General features: G+C 74.7%; 14 protein-coding genes. 6 read left to right on the forward strand and 8 right to left on the reverse strand.

Translation table 11 applies throughout. From position 1 onward, the window contains the following. Positions 1 to 113: 113 nt before the first annotated feature. Entirely contained in the window at positions 114 to 920 is an 807-nt protein-coding gene (locus tag RM844_RS12790) for a hypothetical protein (protein ID WP_311667212.1), read from the reverse strand. Positions 921 to 1,137: 217 nt separating this feature from the next. On the opposite strand from RM844_RS12790, the gene RM844_RS12795 reads away from it, so the two are divergent. The 4 genes from RM844_RS12795 to tatA all read left to right on the forward strand — a co-directional run bounded on the left by RM844_RS12795 (position 1,138) and on the right by tatA (position 3,479). Further along, positions 1,138 to 1,608, forward strand: coding sequence for an ATP-binding protein (locus tag RM844_RS12795; RefSeq protein ID WP_311667213.1), 471 nt, complete (start codon positions 1,138 to 1,140; stop codon positions 1,606 to 1,608). 103 nt (positions 1,609 to 1,711) lie between these two features. After that, positions 1,712 to 2,167 (forward strand): tellurite resistance TerB family protein, encoded by a 456-nt coding sequence (locus tag RM844_RS12800; RefSeq protein WP_311667214.1) that lies wholly within the window; start codon positions 1,712 to 1,714, stop codon positions 2,165 to 2,167. A 283-nt stretch (positions 2,168 to 2,450) separates the two neighbouring features. Beyond that, entirely contained in the window at positions 2,451 to 3,026 is a 576-nt protein-coding gene (locus RM844_RS12805; protein ID WP_311667215.1) for a TerD family protein, read from the forward strand. A gap of 168 nt (positions 3,027 to 3,194) precedes the next feature. Next, entirely contained in the window at positions 3,195 to 3,479 is a 285-nt protein-coding gene (gene tatA, locus RM844_RS12810; protein WP_311667216.1) for a Sec-independent protein translocase subunit TatA, read from the forward strand. Positions 3,480 to 3,560: 81 nt separating this feature from the next. Here the strand turns inward: tatA and RM844_RS12815 are convergent, their stop codons facing one another. Continuing rightward, positions 3,561 to 4,274, reverse strand: coding sequence for a DedA family protein (locus RM844_RS12815; protein ID WP_311667217.1), 714 nt, complete (start codon positions 4,272 to 4,274; stop codon positions 3,561 to 3,563). Positions 4,275 to 4,724: 450 nt separating this feature from the next. On the opposite strand from RM844_RS12815, the gene RM844_RS12820 reads away from it, so the two are divergent. After that, positions 4,725 to 5,222 carry a peptidylprolyl isomerase gene (locus RM844_RS12820; RefSeq protein ID WP_311667280.1) on the forward strand — a complete coding sequence of 166 codons (498 nt, stop codon included), beginning with the start codon at positions 4,725 to 4,727 and terminating at the stop codon, positions 5,220 to 5,222. Positions 5,223 to 5,261: 39 nt separating this feature from the next. Here RM844_RS12820 and RM844_RS12825 read toward each other — a convergent pair whose 3' ends face one another. From RM844_RS12825 to RM844_RS12845, 5 genes are all read right to left on the reverse strand, one after another. Beyond that, positions 5,262 to 7,016 (reverse strand): hypothetical protein, encoded by a 1,755-nt coding sequence (locus RM844_RS12825; protein ID WP_311667218.1) that lies wholly within the window; start codon positions 7,014 to 7,016, stop codon positions 5,262 to 5,264. Between the two features lie 161 nt (positions 7,017 to 7,177). Then, positions 7,178 to 8,194, reverse strand: a complete 1,017-nt coding sequence (locus RM844_RS12830) for a hemolysin family protein (protein WP_311667219.1) — start codon at positions 8,192 to 8,194, stop codon at positions 7,178 to 7,180. Next, complete coding sequence (locus tag RM844_RS12835; RefSeq protein ID WP_311667220.1) at positions 8,191 to 9,582, reverse strand: hemolysin family protein; 1,392 nt, start codon at positions 9,580 to 9,582, stop codon at positions 8,191 to 8,193. The genes RM844_RS12830 and RM844_RS12835 overlap by 4 nt, the downstream gene beginning before the upstream one ends. 199 nt (positions 9,583 to 9,781) lie before the next feature. Further along, on the reverse strand, positions 9,782 to 11,284 hold the full coding sequence (locus RM844_RS12840) for an aminopeptidase P family protein (RefSeq protein WP_394814492.1): 1,503 nt from the start codon (positions 11,282 to 11,284) through the stop codon (positions 9,782 to 9,784). A 109-nt stretch (positions 11,285 to 11,393) separates the two neighbouring features. After that, positions 11,394 to 12,926 carry a PP2C family protein-serine/threonine phosphatase gene (locus tag RM844_RS12845; protein ID WP_311667221.1) on the reverse strand — a complete coding sequence of 511 codons (1,533 nt, stop codon included), beginning with the start codon at positions 12,924 to 12,926 and terminating at the stop codon, positions 11,394 to 11,396. Between the two features lie 448 nt (positions 12,927 to 13,374). Between RM844_RS12845 and RM844_RS12850 the strand changes: the two genes are divergently transcribed. Next, positions 13,375 to 14,058 carry a bifunctional DNA primase/polymerase gene (locus RM844_RS12850; RefSeq protein ID WP_311667222.1) on the forward strand — a complete coding sequence of 228 codons (684 nt, stop codon included), beginning with the start codon at positions 13,375 to 13,377 and terminating at the stop codon, positions 14,056 to 14,058. A 232-nt stretch (positions 14,059 to 14,290) separates the two neighbouring features. Here the strand turns inward: RM844_RS12850 and RM844_RS12855 are convergent, their stop codons facing one another. Further along, positions 14,291 to 15,268, reverse strand: coding sequence for a DUF5926 family protein (locus RM844_RS12855; protein WP_311667223.1), 978 nt, complete (start codon positions 15,266 to 15,268; stop codon positions 14,291 to 14,293). Positions 15,269 to 15,274: the final 6 nt, after the last annotated feature.

The raw sequence follows: 15,274 nt of genomic DNA on the forward strand, positions 1-15,274 counted from the left end.
GGGCGTGGGGCGCGCGCCGTGTGCGGGCGCGTCCCACGTGGGCCCATCGGGGCCCGAAGTCGGGGGAAACGCGGCGCGGCCGGGCGACGCGCCTCCCCTGAGGGTGGAGCGCGTCAGGCCGCGAGGGCGAACGGGTCGGCCGGCGCGGCGGGCGGGCCGCGCCGGATCACCGCGTCGGGCAGCACCGTGCCGCGGGTGGCCGGCGTCGGGTGGCACCGGGTGCGCGCCGGGCGGGGGGCGGCCACCGGGGCCAGCCGGGCCAGCGCGGGCAGCCGCACCAACCGGCGCAGCGCGGCCAGCAGCAGCCGGCCGAGCGGCCCGGACGGGCGGGCCGTGGCGAGCCGGACGACCTGCCAGAGCGCGGCCTCGCCCTGCCGCAGCAGCCAGCCGGCGGCCAGCGCGGCCAGCAGGTGACCGAGCAGCATCGGCCAGGCCGCCAGCGAGGCGAGCCCCTCGCGCAGCGCGTCGCCGAGCCCGCCGGCGTGCGCGACGCCCGCGCCCGCCGGGTGGTGCCCGGCGGGGTGCGGGGACAGCCCGGCGTCGTGCAGCAGCTCGGTCGCGCGCTCCACGGAGAGCGGGCCGTGCGCGCCGCAGAGCAGCCGGGCGGCCAGCTCGGTGATGTCCGAGCCGCCGCCGGCGGCCGCGGCCGAGCCGGCCGGCCGGAGATGCTGGGCGAGGCAGAAGAGCAGGTGCAGCAGCAGCTGGGCGAGGGCCAGGGCCAGCGCGATGCCGGGCCAGGAGCGGCGCTCCCTGCCGGCGAGGGCCGTGGCGAAGGCCCAGGTCAGCAGGGTGCCGAGGGCCAGGGCCCAGAGCGGGACGGCGGGCCCGCCGCCCGCGAGGTGCCCGGCGGCGGCCAGCGTCGTGCCGGCCGCGGCGAACACCGCGGCCCGCAGCAGTCGCAGATCGGCTCCGGCACGCATGGCTGCGCCATCATCTCACCGGGTGTCGACCGCCGACCGGGAGGGGAGGCGACTCGTACAGAAGTCCCGCGCGTCGCCCGATCCGGGGGGCCGCCATATCGGCCAACCTTCGGCTGGACATCCGCCGAATGGGGTGTGTTGGGTCAATCACACGCTTACGGGACGGGTGGGTAGGCAATACCTAAGGATATGTCGAGCGTGGCCAGGAGGCTGGAGCATGAGCATCTGGTGGTCTCTGCAACTGCGCCGTGAGGCGGCCAGCGTCCCGCTGGCCCGGCGGCTGCTGCTCGGCGCGATGGACACGGCGGGCGTGGACGGCGACATCTCCCACGAGCTGTCCGTAGCCCTCTCGGAAGCCTGCGCCAACGCCGTTCAGCACGGCGGTGGCCTCTCCGAGATCTATCGGGTCACCGCGTCGATCTATGGCGATATGTGTCGGATCGAGGTGACGGACTGTGGCCCCGGCTTCCCCGCGGAGGCCGGGGCCGTCGCGTCGCCGGCGCCCCGGCCCGCGCCACCCCCGGGGGAGGTGGCCGAGATGCTGCCAGGGGGCCGGGGGCTGTTGCTGATCGAGGCGCTGGCCGACCGGGTGAGATTCGGCAACCAGCCGGGCAGCGGCGGAGCCGTCGTCACCTTCGACAAGATCCTCAAGTGGCGTGAGGACGCCGCCCTGTTGCGGGCGTCCTGACGGTCATCCTGGCCGATCCGGCGTCAGGAAGGCGTAAGGAGCGGAACGCGGCCCACCGCTGCCACGTTCTCCAGAGGTACGGAAGATCACCTTTGGAGTGTCTATGGCCCTGTGGGACCGCATCAAAGAGTCGGCGTCCACCATGCAGACGCAGCTCAACGCGAAGAAGAACGACCTGAAGAGCGGCGCCTTCCGGGACGCCAGCATGGCGATGTGCGCCCTGGTGGCGGCGGCCGACGGCTCCGTCGACCCGGCCGAGCGGCAGCGGGTCGCCCAGCTGATCGCCAGCAACGAGGTGCTGCAGAACTTCCCCTCGGACGATCTCCAGCGCCGGTTCAACGACTACGTCAACCAGCTGATCAGCGACTACGACATGGGTCGGATCAGCCTCCTCCAGGACGTCGCCAAGGCGCGGAAGAAGCCGGCCGAGGCGCGCGCGGTCATCCAGATCGGCATCGTGATCGGCGGCGCCGACGGCTCCTTCGACGAGCAGGAGCGCGCGGTCGTCCGCGAGGCGTGCCACACCCTGGAGCTGCCGCCTGCGGAGTTCGACCTCTGAGGTCCGTCCTCAGGGCGGTCTCGCCGGGGCGACGGTCTCCTGACGCCGTCGTGCCGGTCTCGCCGGGCCGGGCCGTCGGGCATCGCGCCCGGCGGCCCGGCCGCCGGCGCCGATTCCCCGGCGGCTGCCGCGGCCAACTCCCCGCCGCCGGCGGGGATCAGCCCGGTGCCGCCCGGGTATGCCCGGGTGAGGGCCACCGTCGATCTTCTACAGTGTTGTAGATTTTCGGCAGCGCCCACGGTGCGCCGGGGCGGGGGCAGAACAGCTAGTTCAGGAGGAGAACGTGGGAGTTTCCCTTTCCAAAGGAGGCAATGTCTCACTGACCAAGGAGGCGCCGGGGCTGACCGCCGTCGTCATCGGTCTGGGGTGGGACGTGCGCACGACCACAGGTACCGACTACGACCTCGACGCCAGCGCCCTGTTGTGCACGGAGAGCGGCAAGGTCGTCTCGGACGGTCACTTCGTCTTCTACAACAACCTCACCAGCCCGGACGGTTCGGTGGAGCACACCGGCGACAACCTGACCGGTGAGGGCGACGGCGACGACGAGTCGATCAAGGTCAACCTCGCCGCGGTGCCCGCCGAGGTCGCGAAGATCGCCTTCCCGGTCTCCATCCACGACGCGGACGCCCGCCGGCAGAGCTTCGGCCAGGTGCAGAACGCCTTCATCCGGGTGGTCAACCAGGCCGACGGGGTCGAGATCGCCCGTTACGACCTCAGCGAGGACGCGGCCACCGAGACCGCGATGATCTTCGGCGAGCTGTACCGCCGGGGCACCGAGTGGAAGTTCCGTGCCGTCGGCCAGGGCTACGCCTCCGGGCTCGCGGGAATCGCGAGCGACTTCGGGGTGAACGTCTGACCGCTGGTCGGTGCCCGGGGTTCCGTCCGCCGCCCCGTCGTGGTCCGCTGGGATCCCGGTGCGGCGGGGCGGGCGGATTGGAGCCCGGGGCTTCTGTTCTCCTGACCGCCAGCGCGCTACCGTGGCGGAAGGTGCGGTACCTGCTGAATCGTCCTCGGAGGTTGGACCATGGGCCAGATCGGACTCAGGGAGCTGCTGCTCCTGCTCGTCATCGTGTTGCTGGTTTTCGGCGCCAAGCGCCTGCCGGACCTGGCGAGGTCGCTCGGCAAGTCGGCGCGCATCCTCAAGAGCGAGACCAGCGCGATGAAGTCGGAGAGCGGCCAGGCCTCCGCCACCGCCAAGACCGAGGAGGCGCCGGCCCCGGCGCCCCGCACGATCCAGGCCGCCCCCGGCGACGTGACCAGCGCCCGCCCGGTGGACGAGCCCAGGTCGTCCACCACCCCGCAGAACTGACGCCGGCCCCCGGCGTGGCGGGGCCCGCGCCCGCCCGGCGCCCCCGGTAGCTTTTCGCGGCCGTCCAGCGCTCCGGGAGGTTCAGACGTGCTGCCCCTGGCCCGTGGCGGTCGGGGGCGCGTCCGGCTCCGCCCCGCTCCCCGCCCCGTCCGGGCCGCTCCCGGCCGCCAACGGGTGGGTCCGCCGGGCGCGTAGCAACTCCACCAGCACCGGCAGCACCGAGAGCAGCACGATGCCGATCAGCATCGCCTCGATGTGCTCGTGGACGAAGGCCACCCCGCCGAGCGCCGCTCCCAGCAGCGTCACCCCCGCGCCCCAGAGCACCCCGCCCAGCACGTTGAAGAGCACGAAGGGCCGGTAGGCCATCCCGCTCACCCCGGCGACGATCGGCGTGAACGTCCGCACCACCGGCACGAAGCGGGCCAGCACCAGCGACTTGGGGCCGTGCCGCTCGAAGAAGACGTGCGCCCTGGCCACGTGCTGCCGCTTGAACAGCCGCGCGTCCGGCCGGCGGAAGAGCGCCGGGCCCACCCGGCGGCCGGTGAGGTAGCCGACCTGGTCGCCCAGGACCGCGGCCAGCACGATCAGCAGGCAGACCAGCCAGAGCGGTTGGTGCAGGTACTCGCCGGCGGCCACCAGCAGCCCCGTGGTGAACAGCAGCGAGTCCCCCGGCAGGAAGAAGCCGACCAGCAGGCCCGACTCGGCGAAGACGACCAGCAGGAGGCCGGCCAGGCCGAAGGCCTGGATGAGGTGTTCCGGGTCCAGCCAGTGCGGACCCAGGGCGAGTGCGTTCATCGGTACGGTCCCCGGAGCGAGGGCCCGGGCGACGCCACCCGGGCGGGGCCCCAGGCTAGCAACCGTGATCACTCTCGGTGTCGATGACATTTCGGTGGGTGGTGTCGCGGTTGGTCGGGCCGGTCCGCCGCCGACCGGCCGGGGTGGTTGGGGCGGGTGTGGGGCATGATGAACCCCGGTGTTGTCCCCCCAGACTGGAAGGCACGGCAGATGACCCGCTCTTCACGGCGCCTGGCCACGGCACTGCCCACGGCGTTGCTCTGCTTCGGACTGCTGACCGCCTGCGGTTCCGACGACGGGGACGACGACAGGGACCGCGGCCGGCAGTCCGGCGCCGCCAAGGGCGACGCCGACTCCGACGACTCCGGCGACTCGGCCGACGCCTCGCAGCCGGCCGAGAACGACGGGCAGGACGAGGCGGTCGGCCCGGCCAGCGTCGAGCCGACCGACGTGACCAGCGCGACGCTGCACACCAGCGCCGGCGACATCGAGGTCACCCTCTTCCCCGAGGACGCCCCGCTCACCGTCACCAACTTCGTCGGCCTGGCCGACGGTTCGCTGCCCTGGGTCGGGCAGGAGGGTGACGAGCCGCTCTACGACGGCACCATCTTCCACCGGGTGATCGACGGCTTCATGATCCAGGGCGGCGACCCGGCCGGGAACGGCACCGGCGGCCCCGGCTACCAGTTCCCCGACGAGTTCGAGTCGGGCCGCGGCTTCGCCGAGCCCTACCAGCTGGCCATGGCCAACTCGGGCCCGGCCACCAACGGTTCGCAGTTCTTCATCACCGTCGGTCCGACCGAGCACCTGAACGACCTGCACACCATCTTCGGCGAGGTCACCGACCCGGACAGCCAGGCCGTGGTGGACACCATCGCCGGCACCGAGACCGGCCCGGGCGACCGGCCGGTCGAGGACGTGGTGATCGAGTCCGTCAGCGTCGGCTGACGCCCCGGCCCGCCCCGCGCCGCCCGCCGGCCGCCCCGCTCACGGGTTGAGCAGCGGCTGGTAGGCGGCGCGGACATCGGCCTCGGACGACTCGACGTACACCTCGGACGGCGGGATGTCGACGTCGAGGTAGGTCTCGTAGGTCAGCACGTCGGGGCAGCTGGCCCCGTCGATCCGCAGGCTGGTGTCGGAGACCAACTCCCCGGTCCGCAGCTCGTAGGCCCGGATCGGCACCTCCTGGGCCCGGAAGGCCACGTCCGCGTAGCCGAACGGCACGTCGGCCTCGTACTGGCAGGTGGCGACCGTGTCGCCCATGGTGACCTCGCCGGCGCAGACCACCAGCACCGCCTCGGCCGGGTCGTCCGTCAGCCAGGAGCCGGGCAGGTCGCCCGAGTGGTCGGTGTCCACCTCGCCGTCGCCGCCCCCGCCGCCGAACAGCAGCGCCGGGTGCGGCCCGGCGCCCCGGTAGGGGGCCGCCCCCCGGTACGGCGCCGGGCTGTCGCAGTACTCCGGGGCGCCCCCCGAGTCGGCGAGCAGCTCGCGCACCCGCGCCAACTCGATCTCCGTCGCCGCCCGTTCCACGCCGTCCTCGGCCTGGCCGGTCAGCTCGTGGTCCGGGTACTCGGCGAGCAGCCGCTCGTACCGTTCCTCGGCCCCGGCCCAGTCCTCGCTGGTCAGCAGGGCGTCGCCGCACCCGACCAGCGCGGCCGGGGCGACCTCGGGAACGACCGCGACCGCCAGGGCCAGCCCCGCGTCGTCGGCCGACCGGCCGGCGAGCCAGTCGGTGATCCGCTGGGTGACGCAGGCGTCCCCGGTCGGCAGCCCGTCGAGGAAGCCGGCCACCACCTCGTCCGCCTCCGCCCTCCGGTCGGCGAACTCCTCCCGCACCACCGCCAGCCGGTCGAAGCCGTCGGCCAGCGCCCCGGCGTCGCCGGTCAGGCCGGCGTCGAGATCCGCCGTCGCCTGGGCCAGGAACAACTCGGCCCGCCGGTCGTCCGCGCCCGCCCAGCGCGCGCCCGGGTGCGCCGCGTACGCGACGAGCGTCTCGGCCGCCCGCAGCCGGCCGGCCTCGTCCGCCGGCCGTGCCTGCGCCTCGGCGGCCAGCAGCAGCTCGCACGCCGCGGCCTGCTCGTCGGCCCCGGCCAGCCGCGCCGCGTCGGCCAGCCGGTGGCCGAACCAGAGCCCGTCCCAGGCCGCCAGGGCGGCGGCGCAGTCGCCGTCCCGGTGCGCCCGCGTCGCCCGCTCGTCGATCGAGCCGGCGTTCAGCCAGAGCGCCAGGAAGGAGAGCACGACGGGCCCCGCGACGCCCAGCGCCAGCCCCCGCTGCCAGCCCACCCCGGCCAGCCGCCCGCGCCCCGGCGCTCCCGCGCCGGCCCCGACCGAACCGGGCGCCGTCGAACCGTCCCCCGCCGGCTCGTCCCCCACCGAACCGACCGCCGCCGGGCCGGCCCCCACCGAACCGTCACCTGCCGCACCGGCCGCCGCCGGGCCGTTCGCCACCGAACCGGGCGCCGCCGGGACGTGCTCGCGGGCCCGCCGGGTGCGCGCCAGGCGCCAGCCGTGCCCGACCAGCGCCAGCCACCAGCCGAGCACGAGCAGCTGCCCCCAGGTCGCCGACAGCGCCGTGGTGAGCAGCACGAAGAGGAGAACGGTGACCACGGTGCCGCCGACCGCCAGCCGCCGCCTGCCCAGCAGCAGGTACCCGACGCCCAGCAGGGAGGCGTTGGCCAGCCCGACGGCCAGCGGGTCCGGGGCCGGCCCGCGGTCCCGGGGGTGGTCAGCTGTGACGTCCACGTTCGGTCCCCTCTCCCCGCACCCCGCCGGGGTGCCGCCCCCATGCTGCGCCCGCCCCGCCGGGAGGGGTCCCGCCGGGCCCGGGCACGACCGAGGGCCGCGGCGGACATCCGCCACGGCCCTCGCCGTCCTCAGCGCCGGGGCACGCCCCGGCGGCCGTCTCAGGGCTGCGGCGCCATCAACCGCACCAGCAGGTCGTCCAGGCTGATCAGCCCGGTCAACCGGCCGTCCGCGTCCCGCACCACGGCGAGTGAGGCACGGCGCTGCCGAAGCTGCTCCACCGCGAAGTCCACCGTGTGGTCCGCGGTCAGCTCCGGCACCGGCCTGGCCAGCTCCCCGGCGGTCACCCGCCGGCCACCGGCCCTGGCCACCACCGCGTCCCTGGCGTGCACCGAGCCGACCACCCGGTCGCCGTCGGCCACCAGCAGGCGGGTGTGGTCACTCGCCGAGGCCGTCGCCAGGATCAGCTCGACCCCGGCGTCCGACGGCACCGAGACGATCTCCCGCGCCGGCACCTGGAAGGCGCCCACGGGAGACTGCGGCTCGGTCAACGAGCGGGTGATCAACCCCGAGTCGGCCTCGCTGATCAGCCCGAGCCGCTGGGACTCGACGACCAGGTGCGTCAGCTGCTCCCGGTCGTGGACGCTGGTCAGCTCCTCGCGCGGGATCACCCGGCAGAGCCGCACCAGCCCGTTGCTGATCTTGTTCATCACCCAGATGAACGGCCGGACCGCCCGCACCGTCGCGCGGAACGGCGGCGCCAGCAGCATCGCCGACCGCTCGGGGTGCGAGATGGCCCACGACTTGGGCGCCATCTCGCCGACCACCATGTGGATGAAGACCACCACGATCATGGCGAACGCGAACGCGATGGCGTAGGAGAGGCCGCTGGGCAGCCCCAGACTGTGCAGCAGCGGGTCCACCTCGTGCGAGATGGCCGGCTTCGAGATGCTGCCGAGCCCCAGCGTGCAGGCGGTGATGCCCAGCTGGGCACCGGCCAACATCAGGGACAGCTCCTGCATGCCGGACAGCGCCGCCTTGGCGCCGCGCCGCCCCTCGGCGACCGCCGCCTCCATCCGGTGCCGCTTGGCGGCGACCAGGGCGAACTCCGCGGCCACGAAGAAGGCACTGCCGACCAGCAGCAGCACGGTGATGGCTGCCGCCATACCCGGGCTCATGAGGGCTGCCCCTCTCGCGCCGGCTGGGCCGCGGTCGCGGCCTTCGCCGTCAGCTGCGCCACCGGCACCGCCGTCGGCTCCGGAGCCAACTGCTCCAGCCGTATCCGGGCCGGCACCCGGCGGTCCAGCGCCAGTACCTCAAGCGAGGCCAGCCGGCCGTCCACCAGGGTCACCTCGATCCGGTCGCCCACCTCGGGGAAACGCCCACAGTGCTCGATGGCCAGCCCGGCCACCGTCTCGAAGGACTCGTCCTCCGGCAGCGGTATGCCGGTGGCCTCGGCCACCTCGTCCACCCGGCGGCCGGCGTCGACCAGCCAGCCGGCGCCGTCCGGCACCGCCAGCTCCTCCACCTCGTCGCTCTCGTCGGCGATCTCACCGACCAGCTCCTCGGCGATGTCCTCCAGGGTGACGATGCCGGCCAGCCCGCCGTACTCGTCCAGCACCACGGCGAACTCCTCGCCGGCGGCCTGCATCTGCTCCATCGCGCCGGGCAGCGGCAGCGTGTCGGGCAACAGCACCGCGCGCCTGGCCAGCGCGCCGGCCGTGCGCCGGCCGATCCGCTCCGGGGTCAGCCGCATCAGCTCCCGGACCCCGACCACGCCGACGATGTCGTCGACCCGGTCGCCGATCACCAGGTAGTGCGAGTGGCCGTGGTCGCTGATCAGCTCCACCACCTCCGCCGCGGGGGCGGCGGCCCGCACCGAGTTCACCTCGACGCGCGGCACCATCACCTCGGCGAGGGTCCGCTCGGAGAACTCCAGCGCGTGGTCGAGCAGCTCGGCGGTGGCCCGCGGCAGCTGGCCGTGCTCGTGGGACTCGTCGATCAGGTGCCCCAGCTCCTCCAACGTCGCTCCGTGGTGCAGCTCCTCCACCGGCTCGATCCCGACCCGGCGCAGCAGCCGGTTGGCCGAGGCGTCGAAGATCCGGATCAGCGGGCCGGCGACCCGCAGATAGGCCAGCGTGGAGGCGGCCAGGCTCTTGGCCAGCCGCTCGGGCACGGCGAGCGCCAGGTTCTTCGGCGCCAGCTCACCGAACACCATCTGGATGGCGGTGGCCAGCGTGAAGGCGAGCACCAGCGCCACGCCGGAGACGGCCGCGTCCGGCACCCCGATGCCGGAGAGCATCGGGTCGAGCATCGCGGCGAGGGACGGCTCGGCGAGGAAACCGACGACGAGGCCGGTGACCGTGATGCCGAGCTGTGCCCCGGAGAGCATGAACGACAGCCGCTCCTGGACCTTCATGGCCCGGGCGGCCCGCTTGTCGCCGGCGGCTGCCTCACGTCCGAGGGCAAGCCGATCAGCCGCCACGAAGGCGAATTCCTGGGCGACGAAGTAACCGGTCCCTGCCGTCAACACCAAGACGGCGAGCAGACCAAGTGCGGCACTCAACTGACACCACCTCGCCGTGTGCCGCTGGCATCAAGATGCGGGCGAGGTGGTCCGGGACTATGCCCGTCAGGGTCCGTCGATTGGGCGGACACGGACTCTCCTTCCAGAGAATGGGTGACTCGATTAACGCGTCAGCGCGCACCCGTGTTCCCGGCTGTACCCCAAACGGCCCTTTTGACACCTGACGGGCCGGCCCCGCTCAGCCTCGCAGCTCGGCCATCCACGCCTCCACCTCGTCGGCGGCGCGCGGCAGGCCGGCGGAAAGGTTCACGTTGCCGTCCTCCGTGACCAGGATGTCGTCCTCGATCCTGATCCCGATGCCCCGGTACTCCTCGGGGACGGTCAGGTCGTCCTCCTGGAAGTAGAGCCCGGGTTCCACGGTGAGGCACATACCCGGCTCCAGGGTGCCCTCCGCATAGCTCTCTCGGCGGGCTGCCGCGCAGTCGTGTACGTCTAGGCCCAGCATGTGGCCCGTACCGTGCAGTGTCCAGCGCCGCTGGAGGCCCAGTTCCAGAACACGCTCCACCGGGCCCTCGACCAGGCCCCACTCCACCAGCCGCTCGGTGAGCACCCGCTGGGCGGCGGTGTGGAAGTCCCGGTACTTGGCGCCCGGCCGGACGGCCGCGATGCCGGCCTCCTGCGCCTCGTAGACGGCGTCGTAGATCTTCCGCTGCACCGCGTCGAACCGGCCGTTGATCGGCAGCGTGCGGGTGACGTCCGCGGTGTACAGCTCGGTGGTCTCCACCCCGGCGTCCAGCAGCAGCAGCTCGCCGTCCCGCACCTGGCCGTCGTTGCGCACCCAGTGCAGCGTGGTGGCGTGCGGGCCGGCCGCGCAGATCGAGCCGTAGCCGACGTCGTTGCCCTCGACCCGGGCGCGCAGGAAGAAGGTGCCCTCGATGTACCGCTCCGAGGTCGCCTTGGCCCGGTCCAGCACCCGGACCACGTCCTCGAAGCCCCGCGCGGTGGCCTCGCAGGCGTGCCGCAGCTGGGCGATCTCGAACTCGTCCTTGACCAGCCGCTGCTCGGAGAGGAAGACCCGCAGCTCCTCGTCCCGCTCCGCGGTGACCTTGTCGGTGAGCGCGGCCTCCACGCCCGCGTCGTGGCCGCGCACCTGCCGGACCGGGCCGGTGGCGCCCTTCAGCAGCTCGGGCACCGTGCGCACGTCGGCGACCGGCAGCCCGTAGCGCAGCTCGGCCTCGCCGAGGCTCTGCCGGCGGCCGACCCACAGCTCGCCCTGGCCGCTCAGCCAGAACTCGCCGTTCTCCCGGTCGGAGCGCGGCAGCAGGTAGAGGGTGGCCTGGTGCCCGCTCTCGCCCGTCGGCTCCAGGATCAGCACCCCGTCCTCGGTCTGGTCGCCGGTGAGGTAGGCGTACTCGACGGCCGCGCGGAACGGGTAGTCCGTGTCGTTGGACCTGACCTTCAGCCGGCCCGCCGGGATCACCAGCCGCTCGCCGGGGAAGCGCGCCGACAGCTCGGCCCGCCGCCTGGCGGTGTGCCCGGCCTGCGGGATCGGCGTCAGGTCGCGCCGCTCGGTGTCCGCCCAGCCCTGCCGCATGTTCGCGGCCAGCTCGTCGGAGACGGTGGGGGCGATGCCGTTCTTCCGCTCCCCGACCGGCTTCTCCGCCGTCTCGGCGGCCCCTTCCCCGAGGGCTTCCGCCGTCGCCCGCTCGTCGGTCGCCCGCTCCGTCTGCTCTTCCGCCACCTGGGCCTCCTTCGCCGCCGGCCACGCGCCCGCGCCCGCGGATGCGTCCGTTCACTACTGGCCGGTTCCCATCGTAGGTCGGGCCCCTCGGCCGCGACAGGCGCGGCGGTCAGCCGAATCGGGCCGCCAGCAGCACGGTGTCCGCCGGCTCACCGCCGGGGTGGGCCGCGGGGAGCACGGCCAGCAGGTGGTCCAGGAGCGCGCCCGGCTCGGCGCGGGCCGCCGGCGGGGCGCCGCGGGCGGCCGCCCGCAGCCCGGCGAAGGCCGCGTCCAGCGGGCCGCCGGCCCGCCGCAGCAGCCCCTCGCTGTACAGCAGGACCGTTTCGCCTTGGGCGAGTTCCAGCCCCACGCTGGGCGCCTCCCAACAGGCCAGCATGTTCAGCGGGGCGGAGAGCGCGGTGTCCGCGAACTCGGCGCCGCGCTCCCCGACCACCAGCGGCGGCGGATGCCCGGCGGAGGCGACGAGCAGCCGGCGGGTGGCCGGCTCGGCGTAGCCGTAGAGCGCGGTGGCCGGCCGCCCCGGCTCGGTCAGCCGCAGCAGCAGCTCCAGGTCGGCCAGCACCGCCACCGGGTCCTCCCCCTCCATCACCGCGTAGGCGCGCAGCCCCGCGCGCAGCCGGCCGGTCGCGGCCAGCGCGGCGGGGCCGGCCTCGGCGGCCGCCCCGACCGCCAGGCCCAGGCCGCCGTCCGGCAGTGCCAGCGCGTCCCAGCAGACCGGGGTGCCCCGGGGCGCGACCAGCTGCCGGGCGGCCAGCTCGACCCCCGGCACCCGCGGCAGCCGGGCCGGCAGCAGCTCCTCCCGCACGGTGGCGAGCGCGTCCCTGGCCTGGCCCAGCTCCTGCCGGCCGGCGATGTGCCGGGCGGCCTGCCGCAGATAGCGGCTCAGCAGCTGCCGCTGGCGCGGCTCCGGCTGGCCCGGCTGGTCGAAGAGCCAGAGCACCGCGCCGATCGGCTCGGGCGCCTCGGCGGCCAGCGGCAGCGCGTAGCTGGCCGCGCAGCCCAGCCGGGCGGCCACCGCCCGGTGGCGCGGGTGCAGGCCGGGCGCCCTGGCGATGTCGTGGTGGCCGATCTCCCGGATCGCCCCGGCCTGCCGGGTCTCGCCGGTCTGTCTGGTCTCCCCGGTCTCCCCGGGGGCCCGGGGGGCGGCGTCCGGCGGGTCGGTGGGCCGGCCGCTCTGGCCCCGGCTCGCGGGACCGTCGCCCGGTCCGCCGGCCAGGCCGTCGAGCAGCCGGGTGTGGCAGGCGGAACCGCGCGGGACCGTCTCCCACTGGCCCAGCTCCGAGCGGTCCAGGCCCAGGCCCACCAGCCGTTCGCCGGCCGGCGGCTGCCCGTCGGCCGGGCCGCCGAGGGCGAGCAGGCCGCGCCGGGCGCCCAGCAACTGCGCGCCGGCACGCAGCGTCTCCTCGATCGCGGCCCGCAGAGTGCTCGTCCGGCCGATACGCTCGGTGAGCGACTGGAGCGTGGTGAGGTCGGAGATCCAACCGGCGAGCCGGTCTTCCGGGGCGTTGTGGGGGCGCGCCGGCGCGGGGTGGCGCGCGTCCTGGCTCGGGGGCGCGGGAGTGTGCGCCACCGGGGCGAGCCGAGGATGGATTCCGGCCACTTTCGTGGATGGTGGCGAGGGCGGCGGCGATGGGGTGCTCATGTGGGGGACTTTCGTCGGGGCGCGCTTCCGCCACCCCGGACGTGAGCCTCGCCGGCACCTGGTGGCAGGGCCTGGCCCGGGCGTGAACGGCGCGGACGGTGCTGATCTCGGGGTCCTGCCGGGTTGGATGATGCCCAGCGGGTCCGGGCGTTCGGCGCGCGACAGGCCGAGGCCGGGGCGGTTTGGCGAGAAGTGGCGGAGATTGGCGGAAAAAGAGGGGCGTGTGATCCCTTGCACGGTCCACTGAGGCGTCCAGACCCTGACGTTGAGCCGAACAGCCGGGGTGCATACTGGGTACATATCGGAACGGAGCGTTGAGTTCTGACGTCCTACCGAGAGCAGGCGGCCAGGGCGAGTCCGCCGCCGGTTCGCCAACGCGACCGCTACGTACGGTGATCTAAGTTCCACGTGAGGCCGAGTGACCCGCGAAGGAAGGGAACGAGCGCCGATGTGCGAGATCCTCGGAGAGCGACGCGCCAACGACGACGACAACACACCGGGCCGGCAAGCCGGTTGGGCCGACCGCGGGTGGGCGCTGCGGGACGCGGCCCAGGCCTGCGCGGTCCGCGGCTGGCCGGTGCTGCCCGGGGTGGCCGCGGCCCCCGACGGGAGCTGCCGCTGCGCCCGGGAGGACTGCCCGGTCCCCGGCGCGCACCCGGTCGACCCCGAGCTGCTGGCGGCCACCGCCGACCCGCGGATGGTCCGCTGGTGGTGGACGAGCCGGCCGGCCGCGCCGATCCTGCTGGCCACCGGCGGCCGGGCGCCGTGCGCCGTGAGCCTGCCGGCGACGGCCGGCCCCGCGGCGCTCGCCGCGCTGCGCGGCCGGGGCGTCCGGGTGGGCCCCGTGGTGGCCATGCCGACCCGCTGGGCGCTGCTGGTGCGGCCCTACGGGCTGCCGGAGCTGGGCGAGTTGCTCCATCTCCAGGCCGGGGTGCCCAGCTCGCTGCGGTTCCACGGGCGGGGCGGCTACCTCCCCCTGCCGCCCTCGCCGCTGGGCCGTGGCCCGGTCTCCTGGGTGCGGCCGCCGGCCGAGGCGGCCGACGCCGGACTGCCGGGGGTGGCCAAGCTGATCGAGGTGCTGGTGGAGGCGGCGAGGAGCGCCCCCGACCAGGGGAGCCGGCTGGCCTACTAGGGCTGCCGGGGGCCGCCCGCACCCGGCGTGGCGCCCGCGCGGGCCGGCCAGGACGCGGACAGCGAAGAACCCGATCGCTGGCGACGGGGGATGCACCAGCGACCGGGCTCGCTCCAAAAGGTAACAAGTCATCGGGGATTCGCAAATCCCGCGATGGCGACCTCGGCGGCTAACTCGCGAAATCCGGGGCGAGTTGTGACTGGAATCACTCGCGTGGGCGCCGCCTCGCGCGTCAGTTCAACGTGATCTGACGGTTGGTGAGGCCGCTCCTGGCACGGCGCTCGTCCGCGGTCAGCGGGGCCTCCTCCGCCAGCGCCTCGGCCAGCCGCTCACCGAACGCGGTGGCCGGCTTCTCGCACTCCTCGGCGCCCATCCCGCTCGGCAGGTCCCAGACCGGGACGGTGAGCCCGTGCGCCCGGAACGAGCCGACCAGCCGGGTGCCCTCGCCCAGCGTGGCGGTGCCGGCCGCGTGCAGCCTGGCCAGTGCGTCCAGCAGCACGTCCTCCGGGTGCGCCATCACCCAGCGCAGGTGGTTGCGCTCCGGGGTCTGGCACCAGTAGGCGGCGTCCACGCCGGCCAGCCGGGCGGTCGGGGTGGCGGCCTCGTTGGCCCGCTCCAGGGAGGCGGCCACCTCGGGGGTGGCGGCCTGCGCGTCGTCCAGCCAGAACTCGAAGCCCTGGTGCACCTGCGGGACGAACGGCGCGTCCAGGTCCAGCAGGTCCTGGAGGCGCGGCCCCTGCGGGTCGGTGCGGCCGGCCGGCACCGGGTTGCCCGGGTCGGTGGTCAGCGCCCGGCCGAGCACCTCGGCCAGGTCCCGGCTGAGGTCGCCGGTGGCGGTGTCGTTCTGCACGGCCAGCAGCACCGAGCCGTCGTCGCGGCGCAGCGCCGGCCAGGCCATCGGGAGCACCGTGCCCAGGGTGACGGACGGCACGTCGGCCGGCAGGCCGTCGCGGAGGGTCAGGGTGGCCGTCGCCGCCGGCACCAGCTCGCGCAGCGCGACCCAGTCGCACTCGCCGGGCAGCCCCTCGAAGGGGCGGCGGACCAACTCGGTGGCGGCCTGGACCGCGGCCCGGCCGTGACATGCCTTGTAGCGGCGGCCCGAGCCACACGGGCAGGGCTCCCGCGCGCCCACCACCGGGATCTCACCCGAGGTGGCGGTCGGCCTGGTCGGGGCGGCGTTCTGGGGGCGTGGGCGGCGCTTTTTCGCCATGACGGA

It is taken from the genome of Streptomyces chisholmiae (assembly GCF_031845445.1).
Classification (GTDB): Bacteria; Actinomycetota; Actinomycetes; order Streptomycetales; family Streptomycetaceae; genus Streptomyces; species Streptomyces chisholmiae.

Coding starts and splice junctions, on each gene's coding strand:
- RM844_RS12795 (WP_311667213.1), top strand. CDS start 1,138: ATGAGCATCTGGTGGTCTCTGCAACTGCGCCGTGAGGCGGCCAGCGTC.
- RM844_RS12790 (WP_311667212.1), bottom strand. CDS start 920: ATGCGTGCCGGAGCCGATCTGCGACTGCTGCGGGCCGCGGTGTTCGCC.
- RM844_RS12830 (WP_311667219.1), bottom strand. CDS start 8,194: ATGAGCCCGGGTATGGCGGCAGCCATCACCGTGCTGCTGCTGGTCGGC.
- RM844_RS12850 (WP_311667222.1), top strand. CDS start 13,375: ATGTGCGAGATCCTCGGAGAGCGACGCGCCAACGACGACGACAACACA.
- RM844_RS12855 (WP_311667223.1), bottom strand. CDS start 15,268: ATGGCGAAAAAGCGCCGCCCACGCCCCCAGAACGCCGCCCCGACCAGG.
- RM844_RS12815 (WP_311667217.1), bottom strand. CDS start 4,274: ATGAACGCACTCGCCCTGGGTCCGCACTGGCTGGACCCGGAACACCTC.
- tatA (WP_311667216.1), top strand. CDS start 3,195: ATGGGCCAGATCGGACTCAGGGAGCTGCTGCTCCTGCTCGTCATCGTG.
- RM844_RS12845 (WP_311667221.1), bottom strand. CDS start 12,926: ATGAGCACCCCATCGCCGCCGCCCTCGCCACCATCCACGAAAGTGGCC.
- RM844_RS12800 (WP_311667214.1), top strand. CDS start 1,712: ATGGCCCTGTGGGACCGCATCAAAGAGTCGGCGTCCACCATGCAGACG.